Source organism: Streptomyces sp. YGL11-2, assembly GCF_050054615.1.
GTDB lineage: Bacteria > Actinomycetota > Actinomycetes > Streptomycetales > Streptomycetaceae > Streptomyces.
In genome coordinates, this window is the sequence record NZ_JBNHIN010000032.1 from 38,654 (window position 1) to 54,620 (window position 15,967).

Genomic DNA, 15,967 nt, shown 5'->3' on the forward strand with positions numbered 1-15,967 from the left:
ATCGCGCACCGCGCCGGACGGCACCGGGCGGCCCTGCTTGTGGGTGGCGGATGCCAGACTTCGGCGGGTGAACGTTTCCCGCGAGAGTCGACCCACGGCGGCCGGAGCAGGAGGCGCGGCGCCCGCCGCTCCGGTGGTTCCCGTGCCCGCGCCGGCCCCGAGCCTGCGGCGGAGTCTGAGCGCGCTGCGCGGAGCCGGGGTGCGCCCCCGGTCGCTGGACGCCCGCGCGCTAGCCGCGCTCGCCGCCAACCCCGGCTGCCGGCGTCGCGCCCTGCTGGACGGCGCGGGCGTCGACAAGGCCGCACTGGCCCGCGCGCTGGGCTCCCCCGCGGCGTACGGGCAGTCGCAGTTCGCCCTGGTACGCGGCAACTCCTTCGAGGCGCGGGTGAAGGCGGACGGCGGCGCGGAGCTGCTGCGGCTGGTGTGCGAGCGGCTCGCGCCGGACGGCCCGGCGCCGGAGGCCGACGCGGTCGCCCGGCCCGATCTGTCCGCGGCCGGGCCCGAGGGCCGGGCGGCGCGTACGGCGCTGGCGCTGCGCGAGGCGACCGCGGCCGGCGGCTGGGCGCTGCTGGACCATCCGATGCTGGCCCTGGAGGTGGCCGGGTCGCCGGCCTATGTGGAGCCGGACGCGGTGGTGGTGCATCCGGACAGCGGCTGGACGGTCGTGGAGATCAAGTCCTTTCCGATGATCGACGGTGCCGCGGACGCCGCCAAGGTGGGCGCCGCCGCCCGGCAGGCCGCGGTGTACGTCCTCGCCCTGGAGGCGGTCGCCGGGCATGTCGCGGCGCGCACCGGCCGCCCCGCCCGGGTCCGCGACCGGGTGCTGCTGGTCTGCCCCAAGGACTTCTCCAACCTCCCCGCGGGCGCGGCCGTCGACGTCCGCAAGCAGCTGGCCACCACCCGCCGCCAGCTGAGCCGGCTGACCCGCGTCGAGGAGATCGCCGCCGCGCTCCCCCCGGGCACCACCTTCGACCTCGGGACGGACGGCGACGGCGCCCCGACCCGCCCGCCCCAGGAGCTGGCCGCGGCCGTCGACGCGGTGGAAGCGGCCTACGCCCCGGAGTGCCTGGCCGCCTGCGAACTGGCCTTCCACTGCCGCGGGCGGTCCCGCCAGGAGGGGTCGGTGACGGCCCTGGGCCGGGGCGTACGGGGCGAGTTGGGCGGCCTGCGCACCATCGAGGAGGTGCTGGCCGCCGCGAGCGGCCCCGACGCCTCCGATGCCCCCCATGCCCCCGACGATCCCGATGCCCCCGACGATCCGGCCGTGGCGGCCCTGCGCCGGGCCGCCGCACTGCGCGCCGAGGCGCTGTCCGCCGCCGTACCGGCCCCGCGCGACGGGGGGCCGGGATGTCGTTGATCGAGACGCTGGCTCGGATGGAGGCGGTGGCCGCGGGCCGCGCCCAGCCGCTGACCACGGTGCGGCACCGCCATCTCTCCGAACGCCCGCTGGTGTTCGTCCCGTTGACCACGGCCGGTGAGGCCGGCGCCCCCCTGGGCGCGCTGGTCGGCACGGACCGGGAGAAGCCGCTGCTGCTGACCGTCCCGCAGCCGCGCGACCGCGATCTGCGGTTCGCCTTCCTGGCCGAACTGGCCGAGTCGGTGCTGCCGTACGTGGACGGCTTCGCCGACGACGTCGAGTCGGAGGAGCGCAAGGAGACCGATCCGGAGACCGGAAAGAAGGTCCCGGTGCAGGTCGAACTGTGCGCGGACGCGCCGCAGTTGATCGTCCCGAGCACCGCCGGCATCGAGTACGTGCGGCTCCTGGGCCGCTCGATGCGGTTTCGGCGTACGGCGGAGCAGGAGCCGGCGGCGCCGCATCCCGCACCGCCCCATGTCCCGCTGCTGGGCCGCTGGTTCACCCACTTCGGGGAGCGGGCGCGGGTGCCGGGCGCCTGTCTGCTGCTGTCCATGACGGGCCTGCTGACCCGCCATTGGGCGACCGGCCAGAGCGTCCTGGAGGACCAGCACCTGGGCGCGCTGCTCGCCTGGATCGCCCCGCCGCCGGGCGTACGGGGCCAGGACGCGGCCGAGTACGCGGAGGCGGCGCGCGACGACGGCGGACAGCTGCGGTGCCCGCCGGCCGGGCCCGCCACCGACCCGGCGTTCGACAACCGGCTGCTCGCCCCCGCGATGGCCCGCTACGACGCCGGCCTGCCCGGCGCCGCCGAAGAGGTCCGCACCCTCGTCGAGAGCCAACTGCGGCCCACCTGGGACGCCGTGTGGCAGGGCATCGACCTGCTGCGCGGTCTCCCGGAGGGCGCCCGGGTCGCCGACCGCTGGAGGCGCGACCGCTGGTCGTACACCGCGCACCGCGACCGGATCCGCGCCGGGGAGCCGCCGCAGCCCCGGCAGGACGACGCCGTCACCGCCGCCCAGAAGCTGTCCGCCCGGGAGAGCGCGCAGGCCCAGCTGGACGCCCAGGAGGCCCTGGACGACACCCTGGTCATGGCCGCCCGCCGGCTGGCCGGGGAGGCGCTGCACGGCACGGTCACCGCCGTCGAGATGGCCTACTCCGAGGGCAGGCGGCCGATGCCCCGCCCCCTGGTGACACTGCGCACCGCCGACCGCCCCCAACTGGACGAAAACGCCAAGCTCCACCGCGTGCTCACCGACGGCCGCAGCCAGACCGCCGAGTTCGTGGCGTACGGGGCCGGGGAGCCGGGGACCCTGGTGGTGCGGCTCACCGGCGGTATGGGCCGCGGGAAGACCCCCGAGCCCGGGTCGGTCCCGGAGCCGGGCGACGCGGTGTGCTGGACGCTCTTCGAGCACGCCCCGCGCGGCGGCCCCGGCCTGCCGGACCCGGAGGACACCCCCTGGACCCACGGCGGCCCGCCGCCCGGCACCTCCGGCACCACAGGTGCCACCCCACATCTCCCGCCCACCGCCCCGATTCCCGCCCCCGACACCGTCACCGCGGAGGACTTCCTGTGATGCCCCGTTCCGCCGACTCCCCGGCAGGCGCCGCGGTATGACGGACCTTCACCACGACCGGCCGGGCGGCGTCCGGCAGCCCTTCGACCCCGGCGCCGCGGCCGGCCGCGCGACCGAAGCGATCCTGCACGACACCCTCCACAGCACCCACCGCGGCGTCGTGGTGGACTCCCCGCCGGGCGCCGGGAAGTCCACCCTCGTCGTCCGCGCCGCCCGCGAACTGGCCGCCGCGGGGCGCCCGTTGATGGTCGTCGCGCAGACCAACGCCCAGGTCGACGACCTGGTCCTCCGGCTGGCCGGCAAGGACCCCGACCTCCCCGTGGGCCGTCTGCACAGCAGCGAGCCGGGTTCCTTCGACCCCGCGCTCGCCGAACTCCCCGCCGTCCGCACCTCCGCCCGGATCGCCGACCTCGCCGGGATGGACGTCGTCGTGTCCACCGCCGCGAAATGGGCCTACACCAAGGTCGACGAGCCCTGGCGGCACGCCATCGTCGACGAGGCGTACCAGATGCGCTCCGACGCGCTGCTGAGCGTCGCCGGGCTCTTCGAGCGCGCGCTGTTCGTCGGCGACCCGGGCCAGCTGGACCCGTTCAGCATCGTGGGCGCCGAGCAGTGGGCCGGTCTCGCCTACGACCCCTCCGCCAGCGCCGTCTCCACCCTCCTCGCCCACAACCCCGACCTGCCCCAGCACCGCCTTCCGGTCTCCTGGCGGCTGCCGGCCTCCGCCGCGCCCCTGGTCTCCCGCGCCTTCTACCCGTACACGCCGTTCCGCAGCGGCACCGGCCACGGCGACCGGCGGCTGGCGTTCGGCGTACCGGGCGACGGGTCGGCCGTGGACCGCGCCCTGGACGAGGCGGCCGAGACGGGCTGGGGACTGCTCGAACTCCCCGCCCGCCACACGCCCCGTACGGACCCGGAGGCGGTCCGGGCCGTGGCGCTCGCCGTCCGCCGCCTCCTGGACCGCGGCGGTGCCGCCACGAGCGAGAACTCCGCCGATCCGGCACCGCTCACCCCCGCCCGGATCGCCGTCGGGACCGCGCACCGGGACCAGGCCGCGGCGGTCCGCGCGGCCCTCGCCGGGCTGGGCGTGACCGGTGTCGCGGTGGACACCGCCAACCGCCTCCAGGGCCGCGAGTTCGACGTCACCGTCGTCCTGCACCCGCTCTCCGGGCGCCCCGACGCCACCGCCTTCCACCTGGAGACCGGCCGGCTCTGCGTGCTCGCCTCCCGCCACCGCCACGCCTGCCTCGTCGTCTCCCGCGCCGGCGTCGCCGACCTCCTGGACGAGCACCCCTCGACGGAGCCGGTCCAGCTGGGCGTCACGGTCAAGTTCCCGGACGGCTGGGAGGCCATGATGTCCACATGGGATCACTGGTCCGAGCACCGGGTGGTCTGGCGTCCCTGACCGTCGCGCCCCGGCACCCGGCCGACGAGCGCCGAGCTCGTCGCCGCCACTTCGCAGGACGGAGTCCGGCACGCCGCCGGAGGCGGCCAAGGGGAACGGCCCGGACGGCTGGGAGGCCGACCACGCCGTCCTCGCCCACCTCGCGGAACACCGGGTGAGGTGGCGGATCTGAGCGCTACGGGCCACCGGTCCGGCTACCGGCCTGTGGGCCACGCCACCCGGCGCCCGTGACCACCCCACCGGCACCCCGACCGCCGGCACCCGGCCGACCGGCCCCCGGGGCGGGCGGATCACTCACCAGGGGGCCTACTTGCGCACGGCGGGACAATGGAATGCGGCAGACAACCCTGGAGGTAGGTACATGTCCGAGCCGCGACCGGCTCCCGATCCCCGCGGTACGGCGTCCGGCTACCGGCGCATGAAGCCCGCGCAGCTGCTCTTCGAGCCCCCCGAGGCCACCGCCGACCCCGAGCACTTCTTCGGCCTGGAGTCGATGGAGGATCCCGGCGCGCTGCTGGGCCGGGCGACCGAGCTGACGCTCGCGTTCCGGGCGGCGGCCGACCGCGCCACGGAGTTCCAGGCGGTCGCCGCCGCCCAGCTGACCGACCCCCGCCGCTTCGACCGGCTGCCGCTGTCGGTGCTCGCCGAGCGGGCGGAGTGGACCGAGGACTACGCGCAGAAGATGGTCGAGTTCGGCCGCAGCCTGATGCGCAGCGGCAGCGCGGTGCTGGGCGACATGGACTGACCCCGGGAACCAGCCCCCCAGGAGGCACTCCGGCCCCACCCACCCCACGACGGCTCATGGTCCAAGATCATGAGCCGCTGGCATATGCGGGGAGCGGAAGATACTCCCTGCCGTACCGTCCTGTCCCGGTTTCCGCCAATCAGCCCTGCCGGTACGCGATGCCTCGGTAGACCTGTCCGCATGAGCGAGCACAGCGAGTCGGTCGACCATGAGGGGCGTGCCTCGCACAGGCGGGGACGAGCGGAGCACGGGGGTCCCCCGGGCCGGAGGCCGGGGGGACCCGGCCTGCGCGGCCGGCCGCCCGGGACCACCCGGGCCCCGGCCCTCCCCACCACCGCGTACGTCACGCTCGCCGGCGCCGACTGGCTCGCCTCGGCGAGCCCGTACCCCGGCAGCATGCACGCCCTGTGGGCGGAGCGGCCCACGGCGCCGAGCGTGCTGCCGTGCGGCGCCGTCTTCGACGTGATCAACGCGCCGGTGCTCTTCGGGCGGCGCATGGCGGACCGGCTGTGGTCGGCGGGACCGGGCTCGGGGCCGGTGGCCGTACACCGCGGGCGGCTGCTGATCTTCGCCGCGCCGGGCACCGCCCAGCGACTGCCCGCGCTGCTGGCCTGGGAGGAGTGGGCCGCGGCGGTGCCGCCGCTGCTGTGCCACGGCGGCGGCGACGCGGTGACGGTCCCGGCGTTGCACCCCCGCCCCCATACGCCCGGCGCCGCCGCCGAGGACGACCCGGCCGCGTCCGGCGCGTCCCGCTGGCTGGTCGCCCCCGATGTGCGCGCCCCCTGGCTGCCCGGCCCGGACATCCTGCTGTGGGCCTGCGTGGGGGCGGCGCGGAGCACGCTCGCGGCCGACCGGGAAGGCGCCCGCACGCACCGCGAAAGCGCTGCTCAGCCCTTGGATACCACGGCCACGCGGGGCTGAGGGGAATCGATTTTTGCCCTCCCCGGCCAGGATGCTAATGTTTTCCCCGTCAGCAGGCGCCGCTAGCTCAGTTGGTTAGAGCAGCTGACTCTTAATCAGCGGGTCCGGGGTTCGAGTCCCTGGCGGCGCACCGACAGACGAAGGCCCCCACTCCGGTGGGGGCCTTCGTCGTGTCCGTTCCGCGCCGGTCAGGAACTGTGGCTCACCTTGACCACCCAGTCCCCGCCGGCCGTCCGCCCCTGCACCTGGACGCGTACGCCGTCCCGGGTGTCGTTCATGCTCTCCCCCACGCCCAGGGGGGCGTCGGCGAGCGGCGGGTAGACGGAGGTGCCCCAACAGGCCGAGGTGCCGGGGTGGCCGTCCAGCACCTGGACCGGGCCGGACCCGGACGCGGTTCCGCTGAGCACCCGGTAGACGAGGATGCCCTCGGTGCAGATGTTGCGGTCGTTGCCGACGGCGCCGCGGGCCTCCATGGCGAGCGCGCTGTCCCGGCCGGTGCGGACGACCAGGAGGCGGGTGCGGTGGCGGTCGCCGGGTTCCTCGGGGGCGGACAGGGTGCGCAGCGCGTGCATGGTGGGGTGGGCGGGCTCGACGCAGTCGACCTGGCCGTCGGTGATCCAGCCGAGGCGCCATTTGTGCCAGGCGAAGGGTTCGGGGGCCAGCCCGAACTGGCTGCCCATGAGGTCCCAGTCCCCTACATAGGTGTCCCAGTCGCGCTTGCCTTGCTGGGGGCGGTGGTAGAGGTCGGGCAGGTCGAAGACGTGGCCGGTCTCGTGGGCGAGGACGTTGCGGTCGGGCGGGCTGTGCTCGAAGACGGTGACGAAGCGGCGCAGCTCGACGCCGTCGACCTGCATCGGCTCGTCGAGGTTGACGACCTTGGTGGCGTCCGAGTCGACGCCGGGGGCGCCCGGGTCGGCGACGAGGTAGACCAGGTCGTAGCGGCTGAAGTCGACCGAGGGGTGCGCGGCGGCGACCGCGTCGCGGAGGTAGCCGGCGCGCCGGCCGGAATCCCAGTCGCGCTGTATCCCGTACGAGGTGGACGGGTGCGGCATCCGGACCCAGTGATTCTGGATGTGCGGGCGCAATGTGAAGGTGCCGTAGGAGGCGCGGTCGAAGAAGCGGGACGTGGCGGGAAAGTAGTCCCCGGAGAGCTGCTGCGGGGTGGTCGTGGGGCGGGCGTCCGGAAACGACAGAAAAATCATCACCGCGTCAAGGGTGCGATTCGGGCGCGGGTAGGCGTCGTTCCAGCCGTCGACGCCTTCGGAGTGGTGGGCGTCGGTGCGTCCCAGGGCGCAGGAGAGGGAAGCCTCGGAAGCAGTGGCCGGACCGGCCACGATGGAGGTCGCGATCAGCGCGGTCAGGGAGGTGAGAACGGCTGCGATGCGCCGCATTCGGCGGCTGTCCACCCCCCGGGGGGTCTGGCGGCGCAGCACATGGACCTCCAGGGACGGATTCGGGACACCCACCTACCCTGAGGCGATTTAATGCTATTCGTCCTGTTCTGGAACCCCATATGAGTGACCGGCGAGTCCCCTGTGTCCCGTAACGGAAAGTCACAAGCGACCAAAGGGGCAAACGGTGCGAACAGAGCCGGGCAGAAATGGCTGAAGTTCCGTCATGCGTGCGGATGGTCACGGCTACGTCGCTGGATCGGCCGTTGCGCCAGCCTCTATGATCGCCACACTTTCCAGCGCGAGGTCCCCCCTCCGTCACGAGACAAGCGCCATGCGGGAGCGAGCAGTGAGCGGACACCCCGACGGTACGGGCCGCACGCCGGGAGCGACACTGCCCTCGGTGACCGAGCGTGATGGTACGACCAAAGAATCCGGCACCGACCGGACCACCCCGGCGGCGCCGTGCGACGGTTCGGCGCGCTGCGACGACACCGCCGCCTCACTCGGCGACTACCGCGCCGCCTTCCACGCCTCCCGGCACCCGATGGCGGTCCTCAACCGCGACGGGCTGGTGCTGGCCGCCAACCCGGCCTTCGGCGAACTGGTCGGCGCCGACCCGGACGACCTGGTCGCGGCCACCGCCGCCGACCTCACCGACCTCGGCGCCGACCCCCGGGTGTGGACCGCCTACCGCGAGGTGCTGTGCGGCCGCAGCGACCGGCTGCGCTGCACCCGCCGCCTCAAACAGTCCGACGGGAACTCCGTATGGGTGGAGGTGACCGTCGAGCCGGTGACCGACGGACCGGCGGGCGGCGAGGAGCGGGTGCTGCTGTCGGTATCGGACATCAGCGACCGGCACGATCTGCTGGCCCGGCTGCGGCATTTGCAGATGCACGATCCGGTGACCCGGCTGCCCAACCGGGCGCTGTTCTTCGAGCGGCTCAGCGCGGCCCTGGAGACGGCCGCCTTCGAGCCGGCCGGCACCGGCCGCATCGGGCTGTGCTACCTCGACCTGGACGGCTTCAAGGCCGTCAACGACACCCTCGGGCACCGCGTCGGCGACCGGCTGCTGAGCGCCGTGGCGCAGCGGCTGACGCGCTGTGCGGAGAGCTCCGCGGACCGCGGTCCGGGCCGCGGCGGGCACCTGGTGGCGCGGCTGGGCGGCGACGAGTTCGCGCTGCTGGTCGAGGACTCCACCGGCACCGACCAGGTGGCCGAGCTGGCGCAGTGCGTCCTGGACGCGCTGCAGCGGCCCTTCGACCTGGCCGGGCAGCGGCTGTCGGTGTCGGCGAGCATCGGCGTCGTGGAGCGGACCGCGAGCGGCACGACGGCGACCGGGCTGATGCAGGCCGCGGACACCACGCTGTACTGGGCCAAGGAGGACGGCAAGGCCCGCTGGACGCTCTTCGACCCGGAGCGCAACGCCCACCGGATGACCCGGCAGGCGCTGTCCAGCACGCTGCGGCCGGCCGTGGACCGCGGTGAGTTCACCCTGGAGTACCAGCCGCTGGTCGGGCTGGGGGACGGCCGGGCGCAGGGCGTGGAGGCGCTGGTGCGCTGGCGGCACCCGCAGTTCGGGGTGCTGTCGCCGAATCGGTTCATCGCGCTGGCAGAGGAGAACGGCGCGATCGTCGAACTGGGGCGCTGGGTGCTGGAGCGGGCCTGCTATCAGGCGCGGGCCTGGCAGCTGGCGCACCCCGGCGGCCAGCCGCTGTTCGTCAGCGTGAATGTGGCCGTACGTCAGGTGTGGGACTCCGACCTGGTGGCCGATGTCGCCGGGATCCTGGCGGAGACCGGGCTGCCGCCGCGGCTGCTCCAGCTGGAGCTGACCGAGTCGGCGGTGATGGGCTCGGCCGGCCGGCCGCTGCAGGCGCTGCAGGCGCTCAGCGACATGGGCGTACGGATCGCCATCGACGACTTCGGCACCGGCTACTCCAACCTCGCCTATCTCAGCCGGCTGCCGGTGTCCGTGTTGAAGCTGGACGGGTCGTTCGTCCACGGCTTCCGGTCGCAGGAGCACCCGAACCCGGCGGACGAGATGATCGTGGAGGCGCTGGTCGCGCTGGCGCACCGGCTCGGCCTCACCGTCACCGCGGAGTGCGTCGAGAGCGCCGAGCAGGCCGAGCGGCTGCGCCGCATCGGCTGCGACACCGGGCAGGGGTGGCTCTACTCCCGGCCGGTGGCGCCGGACCGGGTGGAGGCGCTGCTGGACGCGGGGCGCGCCTGCGGCTGACCGCGCGCCCCGTGCCGGCGGCGGGCGTCAGCCCCGCGGGAGTCCGTAGGCGTCGGCTATGAGGTCGTACGAGCGGCGCCGGACCGCGCCGGTGTGGGCGTTGGCGGTGAGCATCAACTCGTCGGCGCCGGTGCGCTTGGCGAGGTCGTCGAGGCCCTGGCGGACGGCGTCGGGGGTGCCGTGGACGACGTTGCCGAGCCAGGTGTCGACGAAGTCGCGCTCGATGTCGCCGAAGCGGTGGGCGGCGGCCTCCTCGGGCGTGGGGACCAGGCCGGGGCGGCCGGTGCGCAGCCGGAGCATGGCCAGTGCGCCGGTGAGGACCTGGCGGCGGGTCTCCCGCTCGTCCTCGGCGGCCAGCGCGGAGACGCCGATCAGGGCGTAGGGCTCGGCGAGGACCTCGGAGGGGCGGAAGGACGCGCGGTAGAGGTCGAGGGCGGGAACGGTGTTGGCCGCAGAGAAGTGGTGGGCGAAGGCGAACGGCAGGCCGAGGGTGCCGGCGAGCCGGGCGCTGAAGCCGGACGAGCCGAGCAGCCACAGGGGCGGGCGGTGCGGGGACTGCACGCCGCCGGGCGAGGTGGCCTGGACGGGGCCGGGGACAGCGTGGATCCGGGCGTACGGGTGGCCGTCGGGGAAGGAGTCGTCGAGGAAGCGCGTCAACTCGGCGAGCTGCTGCGGGAATTCATCGGCGCCCTCCTGCAGACGCTCGGTGCGGCGGAGGGCGGCGGCGGTGGCGCCGTCGGTGCCGGGGGCGCGGCCCAGGCCCAGGTCGACGCGGCCGGGGGCCATCGCCTCCAGGGTCCCGAACTGCTCGGCGATGACCAGGGGGGCGTGGTTGGGCAGCATGACGCCGCCGGAGCCGAGCCGGATGCGTTCGGTGTGCGCGGCGAGGTGGGCGAGCAGCACCGCCGGCGAGGAGGAGGCGACGCCGGGCATGGAGTGGTGCTCGGCGACCCAGTAGCGGTGGTAGCCGCGGCGCTCGGCGGTGCGGGCGATGTCGACGGCGGTACGGACCGCGGCGGTCGCGGTGCTGCCGGCGCCGACCGTCACCAGGTCGAGCACGGACAGGGGGACGGGCGCGGTGCCCCGGGCGGTGCCCCGGATCCCGTCGACCCCGGGGGCGTCGCTGCCGGCCGCGCCTTCGTTGCCCGGGGCCTGCTGGTCTTCACCGCTCACGGTGCGGGTCCTCCTCGCGTCGCTGAACTGCCGTCACGGTCCCCGTCACGGGTCTGCCGCGGCGGGTCTGCGAGGAGGACAACCGGAGTAATTCTCCGGTTATTCCCGAGCCGGGGTGGCGGTTCCGGCGGTGCCCGCCGGGGCCGGTCGCGGTCAGTCGCGGGCGGCCCGGGAGAAGAGCGAGCCCAGTGCCGGGCAGGCGAGGGTACGGCCGAGCAGCCGCAGGCCCTCCCAGGCCGTCACCTGATTGGCGGTGAGGACCGGTTTGCCGAGCGCCGCTTCGAGGGCGGGCAGATGGGCGGCGGTGTGCAGGGCGGTGTCGGGCAGCAGGACGGCGTCCGCGTCGGGGTGGTCGCCGGCGCGGGCCAGGGCCAGCACCTCGTCGCGGCCCCAGGTGCCGACCTCGGCGGCGGTGATGATGCCGCTGCCGCGGGTCGCGACGACCTCCGTGCCGGCGGATTTCAGGAACGCGTGGAAGTACTCGGCGACGTCGTCGGGATAGGTCGCGGCGATCGCGACCCGGCGGGCGCCGATCGCCCGGACGGCGTGGGCGAAGGCGAAGGACGTACTGGAGGCGGGCAGCCCGGCGGTGGCCGACAGCTCCCGCACCTGCTGCTGGGCGCCCTCCCAGCCGTAGACGAAGCTGGCGCTGGTACAGGCCCACACGACGGCTTCGGCGCCGCGGGCCCTGAGCGCGGCGACGCCGGCGGCGAGCCGGGGGGCCGCGCCCATCTCCAGGAGGGCGTCGACGCGGTGGGCGTCCTCGCCGATGTCGGTGTGCACGAGCGGCAGGCGGACGGTGCCGCCCAGCAGCGCTTCGAGCCGGGGGTAGTCGTCCTCGGCGGAGTGGCCGGGGTAGAGGAAGCCGACCGATGCCATGCGGTTCTCTCCCTTGCGGGTGCGCGTACGGGGGTGCGGTGCGGGAGGCGGGCTGCCGGCGGGGGACGCCGGCAGCGGGCGGGCGGGGCGGAGGTGGACCGGCCTCACACGGGGGGCTGGGGTCCGGGGTCGTCGGGCAGGTACGGGGGCGGTTCGGTGCCGTCGACGGGGTCCGCCTCGGGCGGGACCGGGGGTCCGGCGAAGGCGGCTTCGGGGGTGGCGCCCGGTCCGCCGGCGGGCGGCGGCTGAGTGCCGGTCATGCCGGTCGTGCCGGTCATCGCCGCCGGCCCACGCCGCGCCACCGGGTCGAGCAGCGCCTGGTACGCGCCGACGGCCGGTACGCCGATGGCGCGCAGCGCGGCCCACATCGTGACCTGATTGGCGGACAGGACCGGCATCCGCAGCTCGGCTTCCAGCTGCGGGATGACGTCGTAGGTGGGCAGGTTCGTGCAGCTGATGAACAGGGCCTCGGGGCCGCCGACGACGGCCGCGCGGGCCATGTCGACGACGTCGCGGTAGGGGACCTTCCAGATGTGCCGGGTGAGTCCGAGGTAGGCGCGGCCGGTGACCGTGATGCCCGCCTCGCCGAGATAGTCCTCCAGGGAGTCGGTGACCGATTTCGTGTAGGGCGTGACGACGGCGATGTGATGGGCGTCGATCTCGCGGAGTGCGTCGATGATCGCGCCCGAGGTGGTGAGCGAGGGGACCTCGCCCGCCTGCGACATGGCCGCGCACATCGCGCGTTCGCCCGCCATGCCGCCGACGAAGCTGCCGGACGTGCAGGCATAGGCGATGACCTGGGGCGATACCGCGCACAGCGCCTCGACGGCGGCGTGCAGCGTCTCGTGCTCGCTGACCAGACGGGCCAGGTCGAGACTGACCTCGACGGGCACGAAGGGGGTTCGGGTGAGGTGGAGGGACACGTCGTCGGGGACCCAGCGCCACAACTCCCGGTCGAGCGCGAAGTCGAAGGGTGCGACGACGCCCACGCCGAGCTGCGGCTGTGGGCCACCCAGGAAAGAGACGTCCATGAAGGCCCCTAGAAGACACGAAGGGCTGGAATGGCCAGGCCAGTGGCCGGATGAGGTGGTGCAGCCGGACAAGCCGGGACGTCGGGACAGAGCCGTTGTTGACACGGTAGATACGACTTCCTAGCGTGGTCAATCCTCGCATCTCAGGCATCTGTCGGCGCCCTCTTCCTGCATACGGGGCACACGTTTCAGAACGGTTTCTGGCCTATGTCCGCACGCACCGACTGCACCGTTCTCGTCCTCGGCTCCGACCCTCCCCCGAAGCTGGACCGGCTCGCCGGCCGGGCCCGGGTGGTCTTCACCGACGAGACGGCGCTGTCCGATCGACTCCCCACCGCCGACGTGCTGTTGGCCTGGGACTTCACCTCCGACGCGATCCGTGAACGGTGGCCGGAGAGCGGCCCCCGCCCCCGTTGGGTGCACACCGCGAGCGCCGGCGTGGACCGGCTGCTGAGCCCGGCGCTGATCGCCGACGACACCGTCGTCACCAACGCCCGCGGGGTCTTCGAGCAGCCGATCGCCGAGTACGTCGCCGGGCTGGTGATCGCCATGGCCAAGGACTTCTACGGAAGTTGGGAGCTGCAGCGGCAGCGGCGCTGGCAGCACCGCGAGACGCTGCGGCTGGCCGGCACCCGCGCCGTCGTGGTGGGCTCCGGGCCGATCGGCCGGGCCATCGGCACCACCCTGCTGGCACTGGGTGTCAGGGTGGATCTGGTCGGCCGGCGGGAGCGGCCCGAGGATCCGCGGTTCGGCCGGGTCCATGCGGCCGGCGCGCTGAACGGGCTGCTGCCGCACGCGGATTGGGTGATCTGCGCGGCGCCGCTGACGGAGGAGACCCGCGGCCTGTTCGGCGCGGCGGCGTTCGCGCGGATGCCGCGCCGCGCCCGGTTCGTCAACGTCGGGCGCGGGCCGCTGGTCGACGAGGCGGCGCTGGAGGCGGCGCTGCGCGGCTGGCGGATCGCGGCGGCGGCGCTGGACGTCTTCGAGCGCGAGCCGCTGGGCACGGACAGCCCGCTGTGGGACGTGCCGCATCTGGTCGTCTCGCCGCACATGAGCGGCGACACCCTGGGCTGGCGGGACGCGCTCGCCGACCAGTTCCAGGACAACTTCGACCGGTGGGCGGCCGGCGAGCCGCTGCTCAACGTGGTCGACAAGCAGCTCGGGTACGTACCGGTCACGTGAGCACCGGTGATCTGACGCCGCGGGCCGCCGCGGGCCCGCGCCCCGCCCGCCGCCCCGCCCGGGGCCGCCGACGCTCGGAGGACGCATGACGAACGGACCGACCCCCCTCGCCGATCTCACCGCCACCCGTCTGACGGCCGGCTACGCCGCCGGCGAGTTCTCCCCCGTGGAGGTCACCGCGGCCGTACTGGAGCGCGCCGCCGCCGCCCAGGCCGCCACCAACTCCTTCACCCGGATCACCGCGGACGAGGCGCTGGCCGCCGCCGGGGAGTCGGCGAAGCGCTGGCTGCGCGGGGAGCCGGCCGGGCCGGTGGACGGGGTGCCGGTGACCGTCAAGGACGTGCTGCTGACCCGCGGCACGCCGACGCTGCGCGGCTCGCGGACGGTGCGGGCCGAGGGTGCGGTCTGGGACGAGGACGCGCCGGCGGTGGCCCGGCTGCGCGAGTCGGGCGCGGTGTTCGTCGGCAAGACGACCACACCGGAGTTCGGCTGGAAGGGTGTCACCGACAGTCCGCGGCACGGGGTGACGGGCAATCCGTACGATCCGCGGCGCACCGCCGGCGGCTCCAGCGGCGGCAGTGCGGCGGCGGTGGCGCTGGGGGCGGGGCCGCTGAGCCTGGGCACGGACGGCGGCGGCTCGGTGCGGATCCCGGCGTCGTTCTGCGGGATCTTCGCGCTCAAGGCGACGTACGGGCGGGTGCCGCACTATCCGGCGAGCCCGTTCGGGACGCTGGCGCACGTCGGTCCGATGACCCGGGACGCGGCGGACGCGGCGCTGATGATGGACGTGGTCTGCCGTCCCGACTGGCGGGACTGGTCGCAGCTGGGGCCGGTGGCCGGCTCGTTCCGGGAGGCGCTGGCCGGCCCGGTGGCCGGACTGCGGGTGGCCTACAGCCCGTCGCTGGGCTGGGACGTCCCGGTGGCTCCGGAGGTCGCCGCGGCGGTCCGCGGGGTGGCGGACCGGCTGGCCGGGCTCGGCGCGCACGTCGAGGAGGCCGACCCGGGCGTCGAGGATCCCGTGGAGGCGTTCCACACGCTGTGGTTCAGCGGCGCGGCTCGGCTGGTGCAGCCGCTGGGGGACGCGGAGCGGGCGCTGCTGGACCCGGGGCTGCGGGAGATCTGCGAGCGGGGTGCCCGCTACAGCGCGCTGGAGTATCTGGCGGCGGTCGATGTGCGGATGGCGCTGGGGCGGGCGATGGGCGGCTTCCACCGCGGCTACGACCTGCTGGTGACGCCGACCGAACCGATCACCGCCTTCGAGGCGGGCGCGGAAGTGCCGTCCGGTTCCGGACACACCCGCTGGACAGGCTGGACACCGTTCACCTATCCCTTCAACCTCACCCAGCAGCCCGCCGCGACGCTGCCCTGCGGGGTGGACGGCGACGGGCTGCCGATCGGGGTGCAGCTGGTCGGCGCGCGGCACGCGGACGCGCTGGTGCTGCGCGTCGCGCACGCGCTGTACGGGGCCGGGGCCGCGGAGATCCCCCCGCCCCCGGCCGCGTAGGTCGTGTCCGGGGTTCCTCAGGCCCGGCGGAAGTTCAGGGTCTCCCCCAGGGCCCCGGCCCGCCACAGGTCCTGGCAGGCGTCGGCCATCCGGTCCAGGCCGTCGACGACCGCGCCCCAGACGATGCCCGGCACCCAGCCCGCGTCACCGTTGATCAGCAGGTTGTTGCGTTCGTAGAACAGTGCGAGGTCGACGACGGTGGCGCGGCCCTGGTGCTTGGCCTCCTGCTCGTAGCCGTACGACGCGGTGCCCAACTGGGTGTCGCTGAAGGTGAAGTAGCACAGGTCGCCGGGGATCGGGGTGATCGTCGGGTTCTCCAGCGGCGGCTCCTGCGGCGCGAACGGCGGAACCAGCGTGTAGATCTCGTTGCGGGCGTACTTGGCGTGGTAGACATCGCCGCCGAGAGGGAGCGCGTCCCAGACGGCATTGCAGGTGATCGGTGCGCGGTCGTCGAGCAACTTGGCCGTGCAGCTCACGCCGCGCTTGTCCAGGGAGACTTCGATGAAGCGATCGGTCATATCCCGAGCGTAGGGGGCAATACCGGCGTACGGAACATCTCCCGCACCCAC

General features: G+C 74.5%; 13 protein-coding genes and 1 tRNA gene. 9 read left to right on the top strand and 5 right to left on the bottom strand.

Annotation, left to right across the window (positions count from 1 at the left end; genetic code table 11):
• The first annotated feature begins 133 nt into the window (after nucleotides 1-133).
• From ACO1BR_RS29500 to ACO1BR_RS29525, 6 genes are all read left to right on the top strand, one after another.
• Nucleotides 134-1,357 (top strand): hypothetical protein, encoded by a 1,224-nt coding sequence (locus ACO1BR_RS29500; RefSeq protein WP_426798189.1) that lies wholly within the window; start codon nucleotides 134-136, stop codon nucleotides 1,355-1,357.
• The gene (locus ACO1BR_RS29505; RefSeq protein ID WP_426798145.1) at nucleotides 1,348-2,931 is read left to right on the top strand and encodes a hypothetical protein; all 1,584 of its coding nucleotides are present in this window, start codon (nucleotides 1,348-1,350) and stop codon (nucleotides 2,929-2,931) included. The genes ACO1BR_RS29500 and ACO1BR_RS29505 overlap by 10 nt, the downstream gene beginning before the upstream one ends.
• Nucleotides 2,932-2,968: 37 nt before the next feature.
• Nucleotides 2,969-4,336, top strand: a complete 1,368-nt coding sequence (locus ACO1BR_RS29510; RefSeq protein WP_426798146.1) for an AAA domain-containing protein — start codon at nucleotides 2,969-2,971, stop codon at nucleotides 4,334-4,336.
• Nucleotides 4,337-4,697: 361 nt separating this feature from the next.
• Nucleotides 4,698-5,081 (top strand): hypothetical protein, encoded by a 384-nt coding sequence (locus ACO1BR_RS29515; RefSeq protein ID WP_426798147.1) that lies wholly within the window; start codon nucleotides 4,698-4,700, stop codon nucleotides 5,079-5,081.
• 180 nt (nucleotides 5,082-5,261) lie between these two features.
• Nucleotides 5,262-6,002: a bifunctional DNA primase/polymerase gene (locus tag ACO1BR_RS29520; RefSeq protein WP_426798148.1), complete on the top strand. Its 741-nt coding sequence runs from the start codon at nucleotides 5,262-5,264 to the stop codon at nucleotides 6,000-6,002.
• Between the two features lie 56 nt (nucleotides 6,003-6,058).
• A tRNA-Lys gene (locus ACO1BR_RS29525) sits at nucleotides 6,059-6,132 on the top strand.
• Nucleotides 6,133-6,190: 58 nt separating this feature from the next.
• Here the strand turns inward: ACO1BR_RS29525 and ACO1BR_RS29530 are convergent.
• Nucleotides 6,191-7,393: a M6 family metalloprotease domain-containing protein gene (locus ACO1BR_RS29530; RefSeq protein WP_426798149.1), complete on the bottom strand. Its 1,203-nt coding sequence runs from the start codon at nucleotides 7,391-7,393 to the stop codon at nucleotides 6,191-6,193.
• A gap of 403 nt (nucleotides 7,394-7,796) precedes the next feature.
• On the opposite strand from ACO1BR_RS29530, the gene ACO1BR_RS29535 reads away from it, so the two are divergent.
• Nucleotides 7,797-9,629 carry a putative bifunctional diguanylate cyclase/phosphodiesterase gene (locus ACO1BR_RS29535; RefSeq protein ID WP_426798150.1) on the top strand — a complete coding sequence of 611 codons (1,833 nt, stop codon included), beginning with the start codon at nucleotides 7,797-7,799 and terminating at the stop codon, nucleotides 9,627-9,629.
• Nucleotides 9,630-9,656: 27 nt separating this feature from the next.
• Here the strand turns inward: ACO1BR_RS29535 and ACO1BR_RS29540 are convergent, their stop codons facing one another.
• From ACO1BR_RS29540 to ACO1BR_RS29550, 3 genes are all read right to left on the bottom strand, one after another.
• Nucleotides 9,657-10,802, bottom strand: a complete 1,146-nt coding sequence (locus tag ACO1BR_RS29540) for an LLM class flavin-dependent oxidoreductase (RefSeq protein WP_426798151.1) — start codon at nucleotides 10,800-10,802, stop codon at nucleotides 9,657-9,659.
• 153 nt (nucleotides 10,803-10,955) lie between these two features.
• Complete coding sequence (locus ACO1BR_RS29545; protein ID WP_426798152.1) at nucleotides 10,956-11,681, bottom strand: maleate cis-trans isomerase family protein; 726 nt, start codon at nucleotides 11,679-11,681, stop codon at nucleotides 10,956-10,958.
• Nucleotides 11,682-11,785: 104 nt separating this feature from the next.
• Entirely contained in the window at nucleotides 11,786-12,712 is a 927-nt protein-coding gene (locus ACO1BR_RS29550; RefSeq protein WP_426798153.1) for a maleate cis-trans isomerase family protein, read from the bottom strand.
• Nucleotides 12,713-12,919: 207 nt separating this feature from the next.
• Between ACO1BR_RS29550 and ACO1BR_RS29555 the strand changes: the two genes are divergently transcribed.
• Both ACO1BR_RS29555 and ACO1BR_RS29560 read left to right on the top strand, forming a co-directional pair.
• Nucleotides 12,920-13,894 (top strand): D-2-hydroxyacid dehydrogenase, encoded by a 975-nt coding sequence (locus tag ACO1BR_RS29555; protein WP_426798154.1) that lies wholly within the window; start codon nucleotides 12,920-12,922, stop codon nucleotides 13,892-13,894.
• 85 nt (nucleotides 13,895-13,979) lie between these two features.
• Nucleotides 13,980-15,398 (top strand): amidase, encoded by a 1,419-nt coding sequence (locus ACO1BR_RS29560; RefSeq protein WP_426798155.1) that lies wholly within the window; start codon nucleotides 13,980-13,982, stop codon nucleotides 15,396-15,398.
• A gap of 17 nt (nucleotides 15,399-15,415) precedes the next feature.
• Here ACO1BR_RS29560 and ACO1BR_RS29565 read toward each other — a convergent pair whose 3' ends face one another.
• Entirely contained in the window at nucleotides 15,416-15,916 is a 501-nt protein-coding gene (locus ACO1BR_RS29565) for a DUF3830 family protein (protein WP_426798156.1), read from the bottom strand.
• Between the last annotated feature and the right edge of the window lie 51 nt (nucleotides 15,917-15,967).

Coding starts and splice junctions, on each gene's coding strand:
- ACO1BR_RS29505 (WP_426798145.1), top strand. CDS start 1,348: ATGTCGTTGATCGAGACGCTGGCTCGGATGGAGGCGGTGGCCGCGGGC.
- ACO1BR_RS29510 (WP_426798146.1), top strand. CDS start 2,969: ATGACGGACCTTCACCACGACCGGCCGGGCGGCGTCCGGCAGCCCTTC.
- ACO1BR_RS29515 (WP_426798147.1), top strand. CDS start 4,698: ATGTCCGAGCCGCGACCGGCTCCCGATCCCCGCGGTACGGCGTCCGGC.
- ACO1BR_RS29520 (WP_426798148.1), top strand. CDS start 5,262: ATGAGCGAGCACAGCGAGTCGGTCGACCATGAGGGGCGTGCCTCGCAC.
- ACO1BR_RS29530 (WP_426798149.1), bottom strand. CDS start 7,393: ATGCGGCGCATCGCAGCCGTTCTCACCTCCCTGACCGCGCTGATCGCG.
- ACO1BR_RS29545 (WP_426798152.1), bottom strand. CDS start 11,681: ATGGCATCGGTCGGCTTCCTCTACCCCGGCCACTCCGCCGAGGACGAC.
- ACO1BR_RS29550 (WP_426798153.1), bottom strand. CDS start 12,712: ATGGACGTCTCTTTCCTGGGTGGCCCACAGCCGCAGCTCGGCGTGGGC.
- ACO1BR_RS29555 (WP_426798154.1), top strand. CDS start 12,920: ATGTCCGCACGCACCGACTGCACCGTTCTCGTCCTCGGCTCCGACCCT.
- ACO1BR_RS29560 (WP_426798155.1), top strand. CDS start 13,980: ATGACGAACGGACCGACCCCCCTCGCCGATCTCACCGCCACCCGTCTG.
- ACO1BR_RS29565 (WP_426798156.1), bottom strand. CDS start 15,916: ATGACCGATCGCTTCATCGAAGTCTCCCTGGACAAGCGCGGCGTGAGC.